This window comes from Photobacterium rosenbergii, from assembly GCF_033022775.1.
GTDB classification, from domain to species: Bacteria; Pseudomonadota; Gammaproteobacteria; order Enterobacterales; family Vibrionaceae; genus Photobacterium; species Photobacterium rosenbergii_A.
In genome coordinates, this window is the sequence record NZ_JAWJZI010000003.1 from 579,214 (window position 1) to 601,404 (window position 22,191).

Annotated in this window: 17 protein-coding genes; 12 read left to right on the forward strand and 5 right to left on the reverse strand. The window is 49.8% G+C overall.

Annotated features, from left to right (window positions below; translation table 11 throughout):
* The first annotated feature begins 103 nt into the window (after positions 1–103).
* Positions 104–646, forward strand: coding sequence for a lipocalin family protein (locus tag R2X38_RS10495; protein ID WP_317522164.1), 543 nt, complete (start codon positions 104–106; stop codon positions 644–646).
* 83 nt (positions 647–729) lie between these two features.
* Here the strand turns inward: R2X38_RS10495 and serC are convergent, their stop codons facing one another.
* Together serC and gyrA are read right to left on the reverse strand one after the other, a co-directional pair.
* Positions 730–1,812, reverse strand: coding sequence for a 3-phosphoserine/phosphohydroxythreonine transaminase (gene serC / locus R2X38_RS10500; protein ID WP_317522165.1), 1,083 nt, complete (start codon positions 1,810–1,812; stop codon positions 730–732).
* A 198-nt stretch (positions 1,813–2,010) separates the two neighbouring features.
* Complete coding sequence (gene gyrA / locus R2X38_RS10505; protein ID WP_317522166.1) at positions 2,011–4,644, reverse strand: DNA topoisomerase (ATP-hydrolyzing) subunit A; 2,634 nt, start codon at positions 4,642–4,644, stop codon at positions 2,011–2,013.
* A 491-nt stretch (positions 4,645–5,135) separates the two neighbouring features.
* On the opposite strand from gyrA, the gene R2X38_RS10510 reads away from it, so the two are divergent.
* The 6 genes from R2X38_RS10510 (at position 5,136) to yfaE (ending at position 11,353) form a co-directional block, all read left to right on the forward strand.
* Positions 5,136–5,282: a hypothetical protein gene (locus R2X38_RS10510; RefSeq protein WP_317522167.1), complete on the forward strand. Its 147-nt coding sequence runs from the start codon at positions 5,136–5,138 to the stop codon at positions 5,280–5,282.
* 323 nt (positions 5,283–5,605) lie between these two features.
* The gene (ubiG, locus tag R2X38_RS10515) at positions 5,606–6,313 is read left to right on the forward strand and encodes a bifunctional 2-polyprenyl-6-hydroxyphenol methylase/3-demethylubiquinol 3-O-methyltransferase UbiG (RefSeq protein ID WP_317522168.1); all 708 of its coding nucleotides are present in this window, start codon (positions 5,606–5,608) and stop codon (positions 6,311–6,313) included.
* Positions 6,314–6,549: 236 nt separating this feature from the next.
* Positions 6,550–7,221, forward strand: coding sequence for an HAD-IA family hydrolase (locus R2X38_RS10520; RefSeq protein WP_317522169.1), 672 nt, complete (start codon positions 6,550–6,552; stop codon positions 7,219–7,221).
* A 398-nt stretch (positions 7,222–7,619) separates the two neighbouring features.
* Positions 7,620–9,887, forward strand: a complete 2,268-nt coding sequence (gene nrdA / locus R2X38_RS10525) for a class 1a ribonucleoside-diphosphate reductase subunit alpha (RefSeq protein ID WP_317522170.1) — start codon at positions 7,620–7,622, stop codon at positions 9,885–9,887.
* 48 nt (positions 9,888–9,935) lie between these two features.
* Positions 9,936–11,069 (forward strand): class Ia ribonucleoside-diphosphate reductase subunit beta, encoded by a 1,134-nt coding sequence (nrdB, locus tag R2X38_RS10530; protein WP_317522171.1) that lies wholly within the window; start codon positions 9,936–9,938, stop codon positions 11,067–11,069.
* Positions 11,066–11,353 (forward strand): class I ribonucleotide reductase maintenance protein YfaE, encoded by a 288-nt coding sequence (gene yfaE / locus R2X38_RS10535; protein ID WP_317522172.1) that lies wholly within the window; start codon positions 11,066–11,068, stop codon positions 11,351–11,353. Before nrdB ends, yfaE begins: the two co-directional genes overlap by 4 nt.
* 80 nt (positions 11,354–11,433) lie before the next feature.
* Here yfaE and R2X38_RS10540 read toward each other — a convergent pair whose 3' ends face one another.
* Positions 11,434–12,660, reverse strand: a complete 1,227-nt coding sequence (locus tag R2X38_RS10540; protein ID WP_317522173.1) for a CinA family nicotinamide mononucleotide deamidase-related protein — start codon at positions 12,658–12,660, stop codon at positions 11,434–11,436.
* A gap of 444 nt (positions 12,661–13,104) precedes the next feature.
* On the opposite strand from R2X38_RS10540, the gene tyrP reads away from it, so the two are divergent.
* The 3 genes from tyrP to R2X38_RS10555 all read left to right on the forward strand — a co-directional run bounded on the left by tyrP (position 13,105) and on the right by R2X38_RS10555 (position 17,626).
* Positions 13,105–14,325 (forward strand): tyrosine transporter TyrP, encoded by a 1,221-nt coding sequence (gene tyrP, locus R2X38_RS10545; protein ID WP_317522174.1) that lies wholly within the window; start codon positions 13,105–13,107, stop codon positions 14,323–14,325.
* A 222-nt stretch (positions 14,326–14,547) separates the two neighbouring features.
* Positions 14,548–15,465: a DUF3943 domain-containing protein gene (locus tag R2X38_RS10550; RefSeq protein WP_317522175.1), complete on the forward strand. Its 918-nt coding sequence runs from the start codon at positions 14,548–14,550 to the stop codon at positions 15,463–15,465.
* A 181-nt stretch (positions 15,466–15,646) separates the two neighbouring features.
* Complete coding sequence (locus R2X38_RS10555) at positions 15,647–17,626, forward strand: putative bifunctional diguanylate cyclase/phosphodiesterase (protein ID WP_317522176.1); 1,980 nt, start codon at positions 15,647–15,649, stop codon at positions 17,624–17,626.
* A gap of 126 nt (positions 17,627–17,752) precedes the next feature.
* On the opposite strand, the gene R2X38_RS10560 is transcribed toward R2X38_RS10555, so the two are convergent.
* On the reverse strand, positions 17,753–18,940 hold the full coding sequence (locus tag R2X38_RS10560; protein ID WP_317522177.1) for a methyltransferase: 1,188 nt from the start codon (positions 18,938–18,940) through the stop codon (positions 17,753–17,755).
* Positions 18,941–19,098: 158 nt separating this feature from the next.
* On the reverse strand, positions 19,099–20,073 hold the full coding sequence (gene cysB / locus R2X38_RS10565) for an HTH-type transcriptional regulator CysB (RefSeq protein WP_317522178.1): 975 nt from the start codon (positions 20,071–20,073) through the stop codon (positions 19,099–19,101).
* A 318-nt stretch (positions 20,074–20,391) separates the two neighbouring features.
* Between cysB and R2X38_RS10570 the strand changes: the two genes are divergently transcribed.
* Positions 20,392–21,153: a DNA repair protein gene (locus tag R2X38_RS10570; protein ID WP_317522179.1), complete on the forward strand. Its 762-nt coding sequence runs from the start codon at positions 20,392–20,394 to the stop codon at positions 21,151–21,153.
* A 165-nt stretch (positions 21,154–21,318) separates the two neighbouring features.
* Positions 21,319–22,107 (forward strand): tRNA isopentenyl-2-thiomethyl-A-37 hydroxylase MiaE, encoded by a 789-nt coding sequence (miaE, locus tag R2X38_RS10575; RefSeq protein ID WP_317522180.1) that lies wholly within the window; start codon positions 21,319–21,321, stop codon positions 22,105–22,107.
* The last annotated feature ends 84 nt before the right edge of the window (positions 22,108–22,191 follow it).

The window sequence follows — 22,191 nt, forward strand, 5'->3', positions numbered from 1 at the left end:
CCTTGCAGAGTAACGAATAATGCCTCAGTTCGCTAGTACTGAATTGTGGTTTAAATGTTTCCCATTTACTATGGAACACATGCAACCCAAGGATGGAGTCTTTATGGCTGAAAAGCTCAAGATAGTCACTCGCACCCTAGTCGCCTTCACGGCGATGGTGTTCCTTTCCGCCTGTACTGGCATGCCTAAGTCCGTCGAGCCAGTCTCTCCCTTCAGTGTCGATAAATACTTGGGAACCTGGTATGAAATCGCCCGCTTGGATCATAGCTTCGAGCGTGGACTCAGTGATGTCAGTGCCGTTTATAGCCTCAATGATGACGGTTCTATAAAGGTGATCAACCGAGGCTTTGATACCGACGAGCAAAAATGGCAGCAGGCCGATGGCCGAGCCGTATTTGTCGATGACGATAACAAAGGTCACCTCAAGGTCTCCTTCTTCGGCCCCTTCTACAGCAGTTATGTGGTGTTCTTTCTCGAGCCCGACTATTCCGTTGCCCTTGTCAGCGGATTCAACAGTGATTATTTGTGGTTGCTCGCAAGAAAGCCGAAACTAGATAAGGTACAAATCTCCCGTTATGTCGCCATTGCCGCAGAAGCAGGATTTGAAACCGACAAGCTGATCTACCCGGAACAGTCCCGATACTAATAATGCTAGACCCGCTCTAAAATGACAAAAGCCGCAAAACTGCGGCTTTTTCATGCTCAAACTGTAATAAACCCAATGATTGGTTAGGCGTTTTCCAGCTCGAACTGCTTCATAAAGTCGACCAGTGCCTGTACACCTTCGATTGGCATTGCGTTGTAGATTGATGCGCGCATACCACCCACAGCACGGTGACCCTTGAGGGCTTTCAAGCCGGCAGCATCCGCTTGCTCTAGGAACAGGGCATCCAGTGCTGGATTCTTGAGCTGGAACGGTACATTCATCAATGAGCGATTGTCCGGGTGGACATCGTTGCGGTAGAAGTCCGACTGGTCGATGTAGTCATACAGTACATCGGCCTTGGCGATATTGCGCTGCGCCATGGCTTCCACACCACCGAGCTCCTTGAGCCATTTGAACACTTCACCGGCTAGGTACCAAGCAAACGTCGGTGGCGTGTTGTACATCGACTCTTTATCTACCTGGACACTATAGTCCAGAATACTTGGTAGGATAGATTGTGCCTTGCCCAGCAGGTCATCACGCACGATAACAATGGTCAAACCTGCAGGGCCGATGTTTTTCTGCGCGCCGGCATAAATGACACCATACTTCGACACATCGATAGGGCGAGACAGGATAGTCGACGACATATCCGCCACAATCGGCTTGTCCGTTACCGGCAGATCGCGGATCTCTAGTCCATCTATGGTTTCATTCGGGCAGAAATGAACAAAAGCGGCATCTTCAGACAGCGGCCACTGGGCAGCAGGCAGGATCGCTTTCTTGCCGTCGCGCTCGCAGGTGATATCGACAATGTTCGGCTGGCAGTATTTCTCGGCTTCAGCAGCGGCGCTATGTGCCCAGTAGCCTCCATCCATATAATCGGCCGTATCTGCACCTCCCAACAAATTCATCGGTACTGCGGCAAACTGAGCACGGGCACCGCCGTGGCAGAACAATACATGGTAATTGTCTGGGATGGATAGCAGGTCGCGCAGGTCTTGCTCGGACTGTTTGGCCACCGCAATGAACTCCTTGCCACGGTGGCTGATTTCCATCACCGAGGTACCAAGATCATTCCAATTAACGAGTTCTTGTTGGGCCTTTTTCAATACGTCTGCCGGGATCATCGCTGGGCCGGCGCAAAAGTTATAAACGTTGTCCATGGTGTAAGACGAGCTCCTGCTGGAAAAACATAAAGTTGTGATCATAAAGCTGTGACCAATGTCTGTTTTTACACCTTTATGACGGTGCTGAAAAGGGGCAAACAGAAAATAGTATGAGGAATGGCAGGGCTCTGGCCTAAAGGCATAAAAAAACGCAGCCTGTAGGCTGCGCTTTTATCAGAGTAACTAACTACCTAGTTATTCCTGCTCAGAAGAGTCGTCTGCTTCGCTGTCAGCAGCTGGCGTTTCGCCCTCTGCTGGAGCTTCACCTTCGACCAGTTCCGCATCTTCGATAAGCTCGTCTTCTTCCGGCTCGTCGATACGCTGCAGACCAACAACCTGCTCGTCTTCAGCAGTACGGATCAGGGTGACACCCTGAGTATTACGGCCGACACGGCTCACTTCTGCCACACGAGTACGAACCAGCGTACCACCGTTGGTGATCATCATGAACTCGTCGCCGTCTTCAACCTGGACAGCACCAACTACGCTACCGTTACGCTCAGAGACCTTGATAGAGACAACACCCTGGGTCGCACGGCTCTTCGCTGGGTACTCTTCCAGCTCAGTACGCTTACCGTAGCCATTTTCGGTTACTGTCAGTACGTCGCCTTCGTTGTGAGGAACAATCAAGGAAACAACCTTGTCGCTCTCAGCCAACTTGATACCGCGAACACCCGCCGCAGTACGGCCCATGCCACGTACCTGCTCTTCAGAGAAACGAACAACCTTACCGGCTTTCGAGAACAGCATGATGTCATCGCTGCCTTCGGTAATATCTACACCGATCAGCGAGTCACCGTCACGTAGGTTAACTGCGATGATACCTGCGCTACGAGGACGGCTGAAGTCAGTCAGCGGGGTCTTCTTAACAGTACCGTCGGCAGTCGCCATGAAGATATACTTGTCAGCAGCATATTCTTTCACTGGTAGGATCGCGGTAATGCGTTCACCTTCTTCCAGCGGCAGGATATTGACAATAGGCTTACCACGGGCAGTACGGCTTGCCAGCGGTAGCTGGTACACTTTCAGCCAGTACATACGGCCGCGGCTTGAGAAACATAGAATCGTATCGTGGGTATTGGCCACCAGCAGACGCTCGATGAAATCTTCATCCTTCATACGCGTTGCTGCTTTACCTTTACCACCACGACGCTGTGCTTCGTAGTCGCTCAGCACCTGGTACTTGACGTAACCTTCGTGAGAAAGGGTGACAACCACGTCTTCCTGGTTGATTAGATCTTCCAGATCGATGTCGTGGCTTGCTGCAGTGATTTCAGTACGGCGAACATCATTGAACTGCTCTTTAACCAACTCAAGCTCTTCGCGGATCACTTCCATCAAACGCTCAGAGCTTGCAAGGATGTGCATCAGCTCAGCGATTTCTTCAAGCAGCGTTTTGTATTCACCAAGGATCTTCTCGTGCTCTAGACCAGTCAGCTTGTGTAGACGTAGATCTAGAATCGCTTGGGCTTGCTGCTCGGTCAGGTAATACTGACCGTCACGGATACCGTATTGCTCTTCCAGCCATTCCGGGCGAGCAGCATCGGTGCCCGCACGCTCAAGCATTGCAGCAACGTTGCCAAGATCCCAACCGCGTGCAACCAGGCCAGCTTTCGCTTCAGCCGGCGTCGGCGCGCTTTTGATCAGCTCGATGATTTCATCGATGTTAGCCAGTGCCAATGCCAAACCTTCTAGGATATGGGCACGTTCACGGGCTTTGCGTAGTTCGTAGATAGTACGGCGAGTCACCACTTCACGGCGGTGGTTCACGAAGCACTTCAACATCTCTTTCAGGTTGAAGGTCTTCGGCTGGCCGTTATCCAGTGCCACCATGTTGATACCGAATGTGGTCTGAAGCTGAGTCTGTGCGTACAGGTTGTTCAGCACCACCTCGCCCACAGCGTCACGCTTACATTCGATAACAATGCGCATACCGTCTTTGTCAGATTCGTCGCGCAGGGCACTGATGCCTTCTACCTTCTTGTCTTTTACCAGCTCGGCGATCTTTTCGATCAGACGGGCTTTATTGACCTGGTATGGGATTTCAGTAACAACAATGGTCTCTTTACCATTCTTGTCAGCTTCAATGTCCGCTTTCGAGCGCAGGTAAATTTTGCCGCGGCCGGTCTTATAGGCATCAACGATACCCTTACGGCCACTGATCATCGCTGCGGTCGGGAAGTCTGGACCCGGGATGTATTCCATCAGCTGATCAATGGTGATGTCTTCATCATTGATGTAAGCCAAGCAACCATCGATCACTTCACCTAGGTTGTGAGGTGGGATGTTCGTTGCCATACCAACGGCGATACCCGATGAACCGTTAACCAACAGGTTCGGGATCTTGGTCGGCAGTACCGCAGGGATCTGCTCGGTACCGTCATAGTTAGGAACGTAATCTACCGTCTCTTTGTCCAGATCAGCCAATAGTTCATGGGCGATCTTGGCCATACGCACTTCGGTATAACGCATTGCCGCGGCGGAGTCGCCGTCAATCGAACCGAAGTTACCCTGACCATCTACCAGCATGTAGCGAAGAGAGAAAGGTTGCGCCATACGTACGATCGTGTCGTAAACCGCGCTATCACCGTGCGGGTGATATTTACCGATTACGTCACCAACCACACGGGCAGATTTTTTATATGCTTTATTCCAGTCATTGCCCAGTACGTTCATCGCGAATAAAACGCGACGGTGTACCGGCTTAAGGCCATCACGCACATCAGGAAGAGCACGACCCACGATAACTGACATCGCGTAGTCGAGATACGAGCCTTTCAGCTCTTCTTCAATGTTTACGGGCGTGATCTCTTTTGCAAGATCGCTCATGGAGCCAATATCCCTCAGGTAATTTCTGTCGTATACGTATACCAAACGGCATAGTTAGCGCTAAAACGGGCTGAGAGCCAATCTAAGGCGTTATCTATAACGTCTGGTACCATACGTGCAAGGTGCGAGAATATAGCATATTTCAGCCCAGATAGGCACACCTTTCACCATTATGTTGTGAGTAATTTAGCGGATTGGGAAAAAATCGAAAGTACTTATCTCTGTATTCCCCTACTGACAGCCTGTTTTTTGCTCAAAGCTTGTTTTTTATTACTTTTCTTAGTTTTGATTCCCAGCCTAACAAATTGCAACCAATTGTAAATTATTGAGCAAGATCGTAATTGCACCACTTCTCTACTTCCCTGACCGAAAGCTGAACAAAAAACTGATCATTATCAATTTTGCTTCTAAGCATTTAGGTACAATTAACCCGCAAGAACAAAATCTAAGATTTCAAAAATCATCACTTAAGCAGTTAAGCGAGGTCAATTATGTTAGGCAGAGTAATCACCACTTTGGGTATGTGTATCATCGGCGGCAAATATCTTCTTATGCTCATCATCGCAGGTATTGCAATGACCAATGGCGGTGTTCAGGCTGATATGATGCAGCTAGCCATGATAGAACCAGCTGAGTAAATCCTATGCAAACACGGAACGTTTACCAGGCTTAGCAGCGAAATGCGAAGATAACGCACACAGCTCCTAAGCCTGAATTGTTTTTAAGAACAGGATTTCTCTTTTTACTTCCCCCTTCTCTGTTCTTTGCTTGTTCCAGCAACACCGAATACGCCTGCCGTTCCTTTATACTCCCGAGCGGCAGCGGTGCTCATATCCCCCATTTACCTTTGTCTTTTTCCACAACACCAGCATAACAAGCCAATAAATTATCGCTAATACCTGCCCCTAATGGAGGCTTAGGGTTATAATGCCGCCATCACAAAGGAATATGGCAAAGATACATGACTAAGCAGTTGAATGTAGACCCAGCAGAAATCAGCAAATTCGAAGAAATGGCGTCCCGGTGGTGGGATTTGGAAGGTGAATTCAAACCGCTGCACCAAATCAATCCGCTGCGTCTCAACTATGTCATTGACAGAGCAGAAGGCCTGTTTGGCAAAAAAGTACTGGACGTCGGCTGCGGCGGCGGCATCTTGGCCGAGAGCATGGCGGTAGAAGGTGCAGAAGTCACCGGCCTTGATATGGGTAAAGAGCCTTTGACGGTTGCCCGCCTGCATGCACTGGAAACCGGCACCAAGCTTGAGTATGTCCAGCGTACTGCCGAAGAACACGCCGACATGTACCCTGAGACCTATGATGTTGTGACCTGCATGGAAATGCTGGAGCACGTACCCGATCCGGCCTCGGTCATTGCCTCGTGTGCCAAGATGGTCAAACCGGGGGGGCATGTTTTCTTCTCGACTCTGAACCGTAACTTTAAATCATACTTGTTCGCCATTGTCGGCGCCGAGCAAGTGATGAAACTGGTACCCAAGGGCACCCATGACCACGAGAAGTTCATTCGCCCGTCCGAGCTGCTAAGTATGATTGATGCCACCCCACTGCAAGACCGCCATATTACCGGCCTGCACTACAACCCGCTAACCGACCGCTACTGGCTGGGCAGCAATGTCGATGTGAACTACATCGTCCATACGACCAAGCAGTAATACACAAAGGTCATGCTTTTTAGGCTGGGGCCAATCCCCCAGCCTTTTAAACAACTAGCTTGCCTTTGTCTATTCGCTATCAAAGCAAACACCAAAATCCTAAACTCATTTCCATTTCAATCCACAAATAGATCCCACCGAAGGAAATGCAGGAATTGACACCAACGATCACTTTTTCCTTTTAGCCCGCGTATATACTCATTAAAGCCCCCTGTTTATTACAAGGACATGTATATATGGCAATGAAAATAAAAGCAGTACTGTTTGATTTGGATGGCACGCTTCTCGATACTGCCCCCGACATGGCCGATGCAGCCAACCGGGTTCTGGCTGACTATGATCAACCGCCACTGACCCAGCAGCAAATTCAGGCCAACACCAGTATGGGGGCCAAGGGACTGCTGACCGCTGGCTTTGGCAACATACCCGCTCATCTCGATATTATGGCGCTAAGAGAAGAGTTCCTGCGCTATTACGAAGACAAAATCTGTGTCAACACTTCACTTTATCAGGGTGTCACCGCTTTGTTGGCACAACTGGAAGAAAAAGGGATCCATTGGGGGATCATGACCAACAAGCCCGGATTCCTGACCGACATGCTGCTCCCCTTCTTCCCTGAACTGCTGCGAGCCAAAACCGTTGTCTGTGGGGATACCCTGGCTGTTGCCAAGCCTCACCCCGAGCCGTTATTACATGCCAGCCAACAAATGGGCGTTGATCATCGCGATTGCATCTACATCGGTGATATCGAAAAAGACATGATTGCAGCCAAGGCTGCCAATATGGCTGGGTATGTCGCCGGTTGGGGATATATAGGTGATGAGCACACCCCTTCTGACTGGCACGCACAGGGGGTACTGTCCCATCCGAGTGAAATCTTGGCGGTTGTCGGCAGTGAGCAGCCCTAGCCACGTGCCACTAACTAACCAAGAAATAACCAAAAAATATGAAGTTTGTCAGTACGTCCATCGCCTGTAAAAAATCAAGGGATTTTTTTTTACGGGCGGTTTTTTTAACCTCAAAAAATTTTGATTTTTCCTATGATATTGTCCTACCTGCGCAAATCAGTTAGTAGGCACTGACTTAATTTTATGAATCCCCATGTTATCCACAGCTGGTTAAAAATTACCAACTTGCATTACCCCCCTCTCACCACTATCTTGTAACACCATAAGCTCAACACCCCAATATATAGTGTTTTAATAGGCAAGTAGAAATCTAACAAAGATCACAGTCTTTGCTAACCTTATTGCTAAAAGTTACAAAAAACACTGCTATTGATGGAAATCTGGGAAAACTACCAAAAATGAATCAACAGCTCACTGTAACCAAGCGTGATGGACGCACAGAAAGTATCGATCTAGACAAAATCCACCGAGTGATCACTTGGGCCGCCGAAGGCCTTGAGAATGTATCGGTGTCTCAGGTCGAGCTCAAATCTCACATTCAGTTCTATGAAGGGATCAAAACTGAAGACATTCACGAGACCATCATTAAAGCAGCAGCTGATCTGATCTCTGAAGAAACGCCAGACTACCAATACCTGGCTGCACGTCTTGCTATCTTCCACCTGCGCAAGAAAGCCTACGGCCAGTTCGAGCCGCCTAAGCTTTATGACCATGTCACCAACCTTGTTGAAAAAGGTAAGTACGACAAGCATTTGCTGGAAGATTACAGCAAAGAAGAATTTGATCTGATGGATAACTACATCGATCACTGGCGTGATATGAACTTCTCCTACGCTGCTGTTAAGCAACTGGAAGGTAAGTACCTGGTTCAGAACCGTGTGAGCGGTGAAATCTTCGAAAGTGCCCAGTTCCTATACATGATGATCGCCGCTTGCCTATTCGGCAAATACCCGCGCGACACCCGTATGGACTACATCAAGCGCTTCTACGATGCAGTATCCCAGTTCAAGGTTTCACTACCGACACCTATTATGTCCGGTGTCCGTACCCCAACTCGCCAGTTCAGCTCATGTGTTCTGATCGAGTGTGACGACAGCCTGGATTCAATCAACGCAACATCAAGCGCTATCGTACGTTACGTGTCTCAGCGTGCCGGTATCGGCATCAACGCTGGCCGTATCCGTGCCCTAGGCTCAGAAATCCGCGGTGGTGAAGCATTCCACACCGGTTGTATCCCATTCTACAAATACTTCCAGACAGCGGTTAAATGCTGTTCTCAAGGCGGTGTACGTGGCGGTGCGGCGACGTTGTTCTACCCAATGTGGCACGGCGAAGTAGAATCACTGCTGGTACTGAAAAACAACCGTGGTGTTGAAGAAAACCGTGTCCGTCACATGGACTACGGCGTACAGATCAACAAACTGATGTACACCCGCCTGATCAAGGGCGAGAACCTCAGCCTATTCTCACCGTCTGACGTTCCGGGCCTATACGATGCCTTCTTCGCAGACCAAGACGAATTCGAGCGCCTGTACGTGAAATACGAGCAGGACAGCAGCATCAAGCGCAAGAGCATCAAGGCTATCGAGCTGTTCTCGCTACTAATGCAAGAGCGTGCTTCAACTGGCCGTATCTACGTACAGAACGTTGACCACTGTAATACGCACAGCCCGTTCGACCCAAGCGTGGCACCAATCCGCCAGTCTAACCTGTGTCTGGAAATTGCACTGCCAACCAAGCCACTGAACAACGTGGAAGACGAAAACGGCGAGATTGCCCTGTGTACGCTATCTGCGTTCAACCTTGGCGCAATCGACTCGCTGGACGATCTTGAAGAGTTGGCTGACCTGACAGTACGTGCGCTTGATGCACTGCTTGATTACCAGGACTACCCACTGCCTGCGGCTTACCGTTCAACGATGAACCGCCGTACTCTGGGTGTGGGCGTAATTAACTTCGCTTACTACCTAGCGAAGAACGGTGTTCGCTACTCTGACGGCAGCGCAAACAACCTGACCCACGAAGCGTTCGAAGCGATCCAGTACTACCTATTGAAAGCGTCTTTGGGCCTAGCGAAAGAGCAAGGTGCATGTCCGGCATTCAACGAGACAACATACGCCCAGGGTATTCTGCCTATCGATACCTACAAGAAAGATATCGATAAAGTGTGTACTGCCGAGCTACGTTACGACTGGGAAGCGCTACGTGAAGAAATCAAGACCCACGGCCTGCGTAACTCAACGCTGTCTGCACTGATGCCATCTGAGACATCTTCGCAGATCTCGAATGCGACCAACGGCATCGAACCACCACGTGGCTTCGTATCAGTTAAAGCATCGAAAGACGGTATCCTGAAGCAGGTAGTGCCTGAGTACAGCAAGTACAAAGACAACTACGAGCTGCTATGGAATATCGGTAGCAACGACGGTTACCTGCAACTAGTTGGTATCATGCAGAAATTCATCGATCAGGCGATTTCGGCGAACACCAACTACGACCCAAGCCAGCAGCCAGGCGGAAAAGTGCCTATGAAACTGTTGCTAAAAGACCTACTAACAGCGTATAAACTCGGCGTGAAAACCTTGTACTACCACAACACCCGTGACGGTGCTTCTGATAGCCAGGGCGATGTGGGCGCAGACGACTGCACAAGCTGCAAGATTTAATGATTTGAAACAGTGGGAGCCTCGGCTCCCATTGATGTTGAGGATAAGATGGCATATAGCACTTTCTGTCAAACCAATAACGACCAACTAAAAGAGCCAATGTTCTTTGGCCAGCCTGTTAACGTTGCGCGTTACGACCAACAAAAATTTGAGATTTTCGAAAAGCTGATTGAAAAACAGCTTTCTTTCTTCTGGCGTCCAGAAGAAGTGGATGTGTCTGGCGACCGTATTGATTACAGCAACCTGCCAGATCATGAGCGCCACATTTTCATCAGCAACCTAAAGTACCAGACGCTGCTGGATTCAATCCAGGGCCGTAGCCCGAACGTTGCACTGCTACCGATTGTGTCTATCCCTGAGCTGGAAACCTGGATTGAGACCTGGTCTTTCTCCGAGACAATCCACTCGCGCTCATACACCCATATCATCCGTAATATCGTCAACGATCCGGCGATTGTATTCGACGATATCGTCGGTAACGAGCACATCATCAAACGTGCTGGCGATATCTCCAAGTACTACGATGATCTGATCGCGGCAACCAATGACTACCACCGTTTCGGTGAAGGTACACACACGGTAAATGGCGAGACCATCACAGTAAATCTTCGCAACATCAAGAAGAAGCTTTACCTGTGCATGATGTCTGTCAATGCGCTGGAAGCTATCCGTTTCTATGTCAGCTTCGCGTGTTCGTTCGCATTTGCCGAACGTGAGCTGATGGAAGGCAACGCTAAAATCATCAAGCTGATCGCCCGTGACGAAGCGCTTCACCTAACCGGTACCCAGCATATCCTTAACCTGCTGCGCACTGGCCAGGACGATCCTGAAATGGCGGAAATTGCCGAAGAGTGTAAAGAAGAGTGCTTTGCTATCTTCCGTGATGCGGCCGAGCAAGAGAAAGAGTGGGCTGAGTACCTATTCAAAGATGGCTCGATGATCGGTTTGAACAAAGACATCCTATGCCAGTACGTTGAATATATTACCAACCTGCGTATGGCAGCTGTAGGCCTGGAGCACGCCTACCCTGGCGCAACTCAGAACCCGATCCCATGGATCAACTCTTGGCTATCGTCTGACAACGTTCAGGTGGCCCCTCAGGAAGCAGAGATCAGTTCTTACCTGGTTGGTCAAATCGACAACGATGTCAGCGCCGATGACCTGGGTGACTTCGAACTATGAGTCGAGTCGCCATTCGCGTTAATGGTATTGAGGTTCACGGCAACAGCCGTGAGCCTTTGCTCGACCAGTTGGAAAAAGCAGGCTTTCAGCCTGAATACCAGTGCCGTAACGGTATGTGCGGTGCTTGCCGCTGCAAACTAAAATCTGGTGCTGTCGACCAGCAAGACTCAATGGCTTTCATTGCCCCGAATGAAGTTTTAGCCTGCTGCTCTGTCCCCAAGAGCAATGTCGAGGTCGAATTCGACTACCAACTGCAACAGCAAGAACTACAAGCTAGCCATTAAGCTCTGTTCCGACAGCTAAACCACTCAAACAGCAGCCCTATTCACCATACCGATATTTCACTCCGATAATTCATCAGCCTTCACTCATATTTATTTTCAATGTGATTAACACGCTGCAGTGATTCCGAGTGGCCAAGCACCGGTTTACCTTCAAGCCAACGTCGCAGCATATCCAAGCCCAGCGTTGCCAGGACATAGCGGAAATCACGCGAAGCATAGCGGCGCCTGGTCGACACTTGCTGCGCCCACTCCCCTTCGGGGGTCACCAATGCCACCACCACATGGCCATCTTGCTCAGTGCCTATTGCCAAGCCAATATCCGCCTGATTTTTCTCTTTGGCTACCTGAGCCATTGACAATGAAGCCTCTACAGGCGATTGGTGATGGGCTTTCGGTGTATTGTCTCTACCCAGTACCCAAGACTGCGCCACACTCCCCGCAAGGCGCTCATCATCATAGAGCCAGCTGGTCAGAAAGCCCCCAGAATAATGTTCGGCAACCGCTAGCCCATATCCCTTTTGCTCAATCAACTCACCGACGGTGTGCAATAACGGTTGGTTGTGGCCGACTAGATTGTCCCCTAGCTGACTGGCAATGGCCGTCACTATCGCGGATGTTTGAGGATGGCCTTGCGGACAAAAAACTTTCACTTCAATGAACGGGATTTCAGAGCGGTAGCCAAGTTCGAAATCCTCCGGTAAGCGGATGGATTGCAGTGATTGGCCAATACCTGACTCCGAAAGGCCAAAGGTATAAAGCCGGATGCACTCGCGGGCGTTGGTATGGGTGTAGCTTCCTTCCAGCCGGGGCAGAATTTGCTCATGGATCATTTTCTTGAACTCGCTCGGCACGCCCGGGGTAAAAAACACCCAGGCCCGGTTGATTCGCATGACAAAGCCACAGGCAGTACCTATGGGGTTGTCCAACACCTCCGAGCCTTCCGGTAGCATAGCCTGCTTGAGGTTGGTTTCGGGCATCACACGGCCAAGCTTGGCATACTTTTCTTCCATTGCCACAACCCACTCACCGACCAACTCCAGGCCAACATCGGCGGCGATGGCAGCGGCCTGGGCAGTCAAATCATCAGTGGTAGGGCCTAAGCCGCCATTGACGATCACCACATCTGCCGTCAGGCTGCAGTGTTCAATTTCTTCAGCCAGCAGATCTAGCTGATCGCCTACCGTGGTCCTTCGCGACATGGGAAAACCGCGCTGAAAAAACAGTGCAGACAACCAGGCGGCATTGGTGTCAGTAATATCCCCGTGAAGCACTTCCTCACCCGTACTAATCATTGCGACTTTCAGCATTTCTTCTCCCCATGTAGCCGACTGCGGTTGTTATTTCTTATTCAAGCATATCTCTATCTATTTCAGCACGTTATTTTTATCTGTAACTTTCCAGGCGACGCTTTATCGCATCAAGGCACACCCCACCAAGTGTAAAGATATAATTACACACACAAACACAAAAGTTGACAGTTAAATGCAATCACTATATTGTTCACACCTAGAGGCAATCATCATCAAAAGCCCAAGAAGCGCTATTTATCACTGTAAAAAATGGAACAGACCATGAGTAAACACCAATCAGGGATTTCCTATCGATAGCCGCAATGGCTACATAGAGTGTAAATATATTCTGACACCTCTTTGCCATTGTGGCCCTCTAAAAACCAGAAATAGGGAGTAACCACAGGTGCAGACACCGCCTCCCGAGCAAAACCATTTTGAAAACTCGGAGCAACTAACCCCATGTCTATGAACAAGACTTTCGGCAGTATGCTGATCATCGCCGGTACAACCATTGGTGCAGGCATGCTGGCCCTTCCTCTGGCCTCGGCTGGACTTGGCTTTACCACTGCCACTTTGATCATGTTTGGTATCTGGTCATTGATGACCTACACCGCACTCTTGATGCTAGAGGTGCACCAATACGCCGATCACCAAGCCACACTAAACTCACTGGCCCGAGATCTACTGGGGAAAAAAGGCCAATACCTGGCAAATTTTGCGGTATGTTTTTTGATGTACTCGCTTTGCGCTGCCTACATTGCCGGCGGGGGCGGACAGCTGAATGACAAGTTAACAAACTGGGTGGGGTTGGATGTCTCTGCGCAAACCAGCGCTGTTTTGTTTACGTTGGTCATTGCCAGCATTGTGGCGGTTGGCACCCACTCGGTTGATATGGTTAACCGAGTACTGTTTACCCTGAAAGTCATTGCTTTGGTGGTCATGCTTAGTCTATTGGCACCAAATGTCGAAGGCGGCTACCTGGTCAATATGCCGGTAGAGAAAGGGCTGATCATTTCGGCGCTGCCGGTCATATTTACCTCGTTTGGTTTTCACGGCAGCATCCCGTCTATTGTGCGCTACATCGGCTTGGACATCAGAGCCCTCAAGAAAGTGATGGTCATCGGCTCTTCCCTGCCGCTATTGATCTACGTATTCTGGCAGTTGACGAGCCAAGGGGTACTTAGCCAGCAAGATCTAATGGCAAGCAACAGCCTAGGTTCATTCATTGGCACACTGAGCGAAATGCTGCATAACCCAATGGTTAGCCAGTCCGTCTCTGTTTTCGCTGACTTGGCACTGGCCACCTCGTTCTTGGGTGTAAGTCTGGGTCTGTTCGATTTCGTCGCCGACAGCTTCAAGCAAAATGATAAAAAACATGGACGCTTGCAAACCGCTGCGATGACATTTATCCCACCGCTGGCTTTCGCCTTGTTCTACCCACAGGGCTTTATTATGGCATTGGGTTTCGCTGCCATTGCGCTGGTCATTCTGGCAATTTTCCTGCCGGTTGCCATGGTCAGCGCCCAGCGCAAGCAAATTGCAGTCAATAGTGATGACCAAAATAATGGTTACCAGGTAGCAGGGGGTAAGCCAGCTTTGATTCTGGCAACCGGTGCTGGTGTTATCATCATTACCGCACAGTTCCTCCAGATGGCAGGCCTGATCCCGGCAGTGGGTTAACCTTAAAACAAACGGCAAGCACTTCGCTTGCCGTTTTTCTTTTCTTTGAGACAGCGTTTTGAACAATGTTGTTAATTTTGATTTTCATTCATATAAACAGGTAATTTTTTTACAATTTTTTTGCACTAATTTTGTGAATAGTTACTAGGATTTTTTAATCATTTCAGTGATACTTCCCGCACTTTTTTATCCAATCCACCTTGATCTATTGCGGAGCGTATCTTGCGCACTTCACTTCTATCACCACTTGTTCTGGGGATTGCCGTCAGCACCCCTGCATTCGCATGGAATGAGAATGCCTATACTGGTTCATACCAACAGCCAACATTTCTTAACAGCTATGCTTCGCAGCCTAGCCAACGGCTAGGGTCTAGCGACGATTATCAGTTTACAGCCATGGATCAAGGGCTTTCTCTGCAACCGGCGACTACAGAGCCAGCCAGCAGTACACTGCCAAAATACCTATCGGTAGCGCCCGAAAAAGACTGGGATTACCTGCTCGAGCAGTCATACACTATTTTAGGTTTGAGTGTGGCAACCGTAGGCCTGATGACCTTGCTACCAGAGAGTGTTACCAATTGGGATCCTGAAGATACAAACTTAAAGGGCCTAGGTAAAAAATGGTGGGACAATGTCAAGGAAGGCCCGGTTTGGGATAAGGACGACCACTACCTAAACTATATCATGCACCCATATTTCGGCGGTGTTTACTACACCGCCGCACGTCACTCAGGCTTTAACGAATGGGAGTCATTCCTGTATTCGGCAACCATGTCGACATTCTTCTGGGAATACGGCGTAGAAGCCTTTGCTGAAGTGCCATCTATCCAGGATATTATTGTTACGCCACTGTTTGGTGCGGCCGTTGGTGAGTGGATGTTCCAAACCGAAATGGAAATCACCGCCAACCGCGGCAAGGTGATGGGATCGAAAACCATGGGTGATGTCAGTCTGTTCTTCCTCAACCCTGTTGGCCACATCCATTACTGGGTGACGGACTGGTGGCGAGGCGATACAGATGTCAGCTTGACCTACACACCATGGTTCGGCAATACCGATGCCGCAACCTTTGCGCTCGACGCCGGTGCCAATTACGATCCTGTTTTTGTCGGCCTAGAAGTGAAACTGGCTCTGCAGTAAAATGAAAAGGACAGCAAAAAAGTGCGACCTCTATCGCCTTTTTTGCTGCTTTTCAAGATATTACATCTTTTTTTTCAATAATCGTGAATAAGCCTCACGATTTTATCCCGTATGCGTATTTAAAACGCCGTTTTTGATATAGCATCTGATAAATATCACAATAAATAACAAAGCCTTGGTGATGAACCAAAATTTTTCTCTCTACGAGTTCCTACAGACCCCTGTTTGGATTTTCGATATTCACCAAAAACGCATTCTCTGGGCCAACTCTGCCTCGCTATCTCTATGGGAAGCGAAGAGTACGAATGAACTGACAGCCCGTGATCTCAGCCTCGACATGTCCGAAGCGGTTGACGCCATCCTGGACGGCTACCTAAGCCGCTTCCAACAAGGTGAAAAAATCAAAACCTGGTGGTACTTCTCCCCCAACAATGTCATCAAGAAAGCGTTGTGTTATTTTTCGGGTATGCCAGGCCCTGATGGCAATACAGCCATGCTAGTCGAAGTGATCGCAGAAGAAGCAAGCTTACGCCGAGAATTGGCGTTTTCTGGCAGCTCGAATCTGGCTTTGCTATTTGATGAAAGCGGTAGCCTGATCAGCGCCAACAACTCTTTTACCCACTCTTTTGGCGAAGACCTACAAGATTTAGCCAGCTTCCTTGGTGACGCCCTGCTGGCTGATAAATGGCTGACCACTGCCCGTTCCGAAGGCGTACTGAAAACCAAGCGTTTATGCTGGACAGGCAAAAGCCACCATTGGCTGAATATCGATGGTAAATGGCTGTCGGATAAGCACCAGCTGCTGCTGAGTTTAATCAACATCAGCCAGGAAAAAGAGCAACTTCACAAGGCAAAATATAACGCTGAGCATGACTTCTTGACCGGGCTGTTAAACCGCCGCGGTATTACCAATGCCATTGTTGAAAACCAGCATAGCCAGCATCCATATAGCTTATTGTTCCTCGATATCGACGGGTTCAAGCTGGTCAATGATACCTATGGTCACGCCATTGGTGACAAACTATTGCGCGCTATTGCTATTCGCCTGCAGGAAGAAGTGAAGTTCAAGGGACTGCTGGCCCGATTCGGCGGTGATGAGTTTATCGTTCAAGCGGAGCACCGCAACATAGAGAACTCGGCAATGTTTGCCAAACAGCTGATCAAAGCATTGAATCGTCCATTCCACCTTAAAGAAGTGGGCGAGCTGTCGATTGGTTGCAGTATCGGTACGTCGGACTATCCAACCGATGCCAGAGACATCGAAACCCTGGTGACCCAGGCCGATATGGCGATGCATAGGGCCAAGCTAAGGGGCCGTAACCGCAGCCATCATTTCTCTCCGGATATGGCCGATGCGCTGTACCGCAAGATGACCCTACGCCATCACCTGACATTGGCGCTGGAAGCAGAAGCGTTCGAGCTTTATTACCAGCCGATTGTCGATATGAAGGCAAAATCGCTCAAAGGCTTCGAGGCATTGATCCGCTGGCATGACGAGGAGCTGGGGCAAGTATCCCCAGGTGAATTTATCCCGCTGGCAGAAGAAACCGGCCAGATCGTCCCACTGGGTAAATGGATCCTGAAAACGGCCAGCAAACAACTGGCCTTGTGGCGTGAGAAATACGGTAAGTCGTTTATTATGAGCGTCAATCTGTCACGCGCCCAGTTACAGTCCAGTTTGGCTCCGACTATCGAAGGGCTGCTGAAACATTACCAGATCCCCCCTTCGCAGCTGGCCCTCGAATTGACCGAGTCCACCATGTTGCAGGAGTATGATGAAGCCAAGCAATGCCTGGACGATTTGGCCTCGCTGGGCCTTGAGCTTTACCTCGATGATTTCGGTACCGGTTACTCGTCCCTATCACAGCTGCAGGATTTGCCAATCAGTACCGTTAAACTGGATCAAAGCTTTGTCCAGGGTGAACACAAGGGCAGCCAGGCCATTATTGAGGCCACCCAGGCTATCTGTGAAAAACTGGCGCTAAAAGTGGTGGCTGAAGGGGTCGAAACCGAAGCGCAACTGCGTTATTTGCAGCAATGCGGCTTCGATTTCTGCCAGGGTTATTATCTTGGCCGACCGCTGCCGGCTCATGAACATGAAGAGCGAAACTTCAGCTTGCTCAATACTATTCCGGAAGCCATCCGGGAAACCGTTGAGTAACCGCGCTTAGGTCGCTTAAATAGTAGAGACAAATAAGAGTAGAGACAAATAAGGCCAGCCCAGACTGGCCTTTGTTTTACGTGGATTGGGCTATTTATATCTCTTCCTCAATGGGCTGTTCGCCATTTAATCCTTTAACTCGGCATGAATCATAATATTTCTTGGGGTAACAGGCTTGTCACAGAATGTCCCGACCGTCACCTTATAGCCTGACTCTTCCATAAAACACGCCCGGTCATACACCAACCACATCTCCAGAGGCCGGCGGAAAAGCTGACGTAATAATTCCAATCGCTCAACCCAGTCAAAACGTTGCTCCCCAACCTGTTGCCAGTAGGCAAAATCAATATTCTCCGGTAGAGCCAAACCCTTTTGCTCTGCGGCCCAGTGGCAGAAAGCAGCAAAGCCATCGTTGAACAGCGCCTTCTGGACATTCGGCACGGGCATGTAGGTATCTTGCCCGGTCACGCTACGCTGCAGGCTGTCGAAGCCAAGCCGGAAGCTGACCTCAACAAAACGCAGATTGCGCACCCGGTTTCCTGCCGTCACCGTTTCCTGCAAAGGTAGCCGTAAATCGTGTTTGCTAAGCGCCAACGCACTTTGTTTCGCCACTGCCGACATCGGCTGGTAGGTTTTCTCGCGGATAAGGTGGTAACAGCACGGTGACACACTCACTGCCCGCCCTTGGCGATCGGCTACTCGCTGCAGCAATGATACATGCAAATCACCACAGGCATGCAGAGCAACCGCATGCTGCTGGGATAGAATAAACTTGCCGCTTTCCGGGGAGAAAGCATCACCGTGGACAAAGGTCATCGGCAAACACAGCTTCCGGGCCGCCGCTTCACCGCTTTCACACAGTGCCTGCTGCCACTCCAAACTGGTGACGGGTGTATTGTGGGTCGCGGCAAGCACCCGGCCCAAGAACCCTTTTCCGGCGCACCATTCTAGCCATGGCAGTTGCAGTGCAGGCAATACACCGTTAAACGCCTGTAACTGCTGCCACTTTCTTCCGGGGATACCCGTATCTAGCCCGCGAGGAGGGATACGCTCCACATGCGGCATCACTTCAAGATCGGCCAATGCCTGTAACGCACGCGCCTGAGGGAGCCACTCATTGACCGCCATTGCCAACTCAGTCGGATTTTCTTTGAAGTGGGTAAGCTGTTGCTCATCCAAACCCAGCAACCACGTTGTGAGCCCGGGATGGCTCTGCTCCCATTGCGACGGCGAACTAGAAAACGGCATAAACTGCCAAAACTCACGGGTATCAGTCAGTAAGCGATCAAGTTGGGAAAAGCGTGGAGCGTGCATGGTTTACTCTTGGGTTTATCGGCAAAACCCCGATATTGTAAACGCAAACACGCCAAATAGGCAGAAAGAGACTATTTCATGATAAGAAAGATTGCTAAGTCGCGATAAGAAAGAATAACAAGAGGAACAAAGGCTGCCCGAAGACAGCCTTAGAGCTGTTATTTCACCGGTAACGGCATATTGGCAAACATCGCCTCGATTTCAGCATTGGTTTTCAGCGTTACGGCCTGGTCAACCACATCCCGGGTGAGGTGCGGGGCAAAGCGCTTGATGAAGTCATACATGTAACTGCGCAGGAAAGTGCCCTTTTTAAAGCCAATCTTAGTGGTGCTGGCTTCAAAAATGTGGCTGGCATCAATCGCCACCAAATCGCCATCGGTTGCAGGATCCATGGCCATGCTGGCAATAACGCCAACACCAATGCCAAGGCGTACATAGGTTTTGATCACATCAGCGTCTGTGGCCGTGAAGACAATGCGCGGGGTCAGGCCTGAGCGATTGAAAGCACTATCCAGCTCGGACCGGCCCGTAAAGCCAAAGACATAAGTGACCAATGGATAAGCGGCCAAATCATGGATAGTAATTTCAGATTTCTTAGCCAGTGGATGATCTGCCTTGACCACGATCGAGCGATTCCAATGGTAACAAGGCAGCATGATCATATCCTGATACAAGTGCAGTGCTTCGGTAGCAATGGCGAAGTCTGTGGTCCCTTTTGATACCGCATCAGCTAGCTGGTTCGGCGTGCCCTGGTGCATGTGCAGTGTCACTTTAGGGTAGCGGGCGGTAAAACCTTGGATCACAGGCGGAAGCGCATAACGGGCCTGAGTATGGGTGGTGGCAATATTCAGCGTGCCCATTTCTGGGTGGGTATGCTCCCCTGCCACCGATTTGATACTCTCCACTCGGGATAATATGTCCCTCGCGATCTTGACGATTGACTCCCCTGCCGGCGTCACCTGAGTCAAATGCTTACCGCTGCGCTCGAAAATTTGCACGCCAAGCTCGTCTTCCAACAACCTGACTTGTTTACTGATCCCCGGCTGGGAAGTGTACAAGCTCTCTGCGGTCGCAGAGACATTTAGGTTATGGTTTACAACCTCAACGATATATCTTAATTGTTGTAGTTTCATGGTTCCGCCTAATGATAGTCCTTTATCATTTTTACTCCGGCCCTGGAGTGATCCCTGCACTGCTCTCCGCAGGGCTTTATAACATAATGTTATATAACTTATAGACCCAGTTTCCCAGCCTTGGGTGTCTAATTTTCGCAAGTTAATCGACAATTACCGCAAAATGTCACGCATTCTTATCGCTGCGAGCAACTTTATGCGACAAAATCAACGCTTAAGCGATGTTGATCTATTAGAAAGCGATCTCGCGTCTATGACCAATTATCGATATGGTGTATCTTATAGGGCTTGATGTAAGCACGGATGGTCCCCTACCCCATGAGCATGCCACTAATTATTGGCCTGGTAAGCCTGTTGCTGATTTTGATTGTTGGTTACAACATCATTATTCAGTACCGACAGAAGCTGGAAAGCGCAAAGCAACAGGAATTAGCTAAATTTATCGCTGTTATTGATGCGACCGAAGAGTTGATCAGTAATGCCCACCATCTTCCATACAGTAAAGATCTACTGGTTTGTCTGAACAAACGGGTACTGTTCTCACTGGAAGGAATGAAAGAAACCGACCCATCGGATAAGTCTCTGCCCCAGCGTATTAGCAATGTCACTGAACAGATAAACCAATTGCAGGCGAACTACTCGCAGGCCGACGTGGCCAGCTTCAAGGTGCCAAGTACTGACAAACAGGCGCTTGGTATGCTTCAGCTGGTTAAGCGCCTGAAAAATGTTGTTAAAAGTGAGCACAGCAAAGGCCGTATGCCTACCCAGGCCTTCGTGACCGAAAATGCCCGCCTGGAAGGTATCCAGCTTAGGATCAACATCGAAAATGTCATCAAGCGTGCTAATGAAGCCCGAATGAAAAGACAGCTGGGTACTGCCAAGCAGTTGCTGAAAAAAGGCATTGATGTATTGGCTAGCAAGAATGACGACTACGCCAACCAAGCCCGAGAGAAACTGCAGAAGATGCTAACAGATATCGACAGCAGCCAGAACATGACTAACGAGCAACAACGACAGCAGATGATTGACAAGGAACAAGACGAGCTAGATGTATTGTTCCAACCTAAGCGAAAATGGTAACGCGGAGCGCACCCGCTAGCCACTAAGCACAAAACAGCAAATACCAAATACCAAACAAAGGCCATCCACCAGGTGGCCTTTGTTTTATTTAGCGGTTAGCACTTTGAACCTCAGCATTGGTATACTGGGCACATATCGACAACAAGACTCAACAAAACCTAGCCCATGAATACAACCCAACAGATGATCGACTCACTGCTTGAGCCAATCAAACAGTTCCTGCAATGTGACACGCCCGATGCCTGGATCAACGAAGCAAAGAAACCAGAAAACCTCACAGCCCTGCTAGTCGATCATTGCAACTGTGAACTGAAAGCCAGTCAGACTGCGATGTTCTTGATCCGCAAATATGCTGTCGATGCCGAGAGCGGTAAGGCACTCCTCGAATGGGCTAAGCCTTACGAGGAGTTTGTCTATGGTACCGAACGTGATACCCGCAGCTTCCATGGCAAGAAAAACGGTCTGGCCGCCGAGCTAAAGCCCAAGGCTGACTTTGCCCACGGCGAAGAGCTTATCGACAAAATGGTCCGCCTGATCAAAGAGGAATTCCACCACTTCGAGCAGGTGTTGGAGATCATGGAAAACCGCGGTATCCCCTACTCTAGCCTGAATGCAGGCCGTTATGCCAAGGGCCTGATGAAGATTGTCCGCACCCATGAGCCAAGCACCCTTATCGACAAGCTGATCATCGGCGCTTACATCGAAGCCCGCTCTTGCGAGCGCTTTGCCAAGTTGGCTCCTTACCTCGATGAAGAGCTGAAGAAGTTCTACATCTCCCTGCTGCGCTCTGAAGCCCGCCACTACCAGGACTACCTGAAACTGGCCGAACAAATCGCCGGCGAAGATATCAGCGAGCGCGTACAAGCTATCGGAGCCCGCGAGGCAGAGCTGATCAACAGCCCAGACGAGACCTTCCGTTTCCACAGCGGTGTCCCTGCATTCGCTATCGCATAAGGCGATAGGCGATAGGCGATAGGCGATAGGCGATAGGCGATAGGCGATAGGCGATAGGCGATAGGCGATAGGCGATAGGCGATA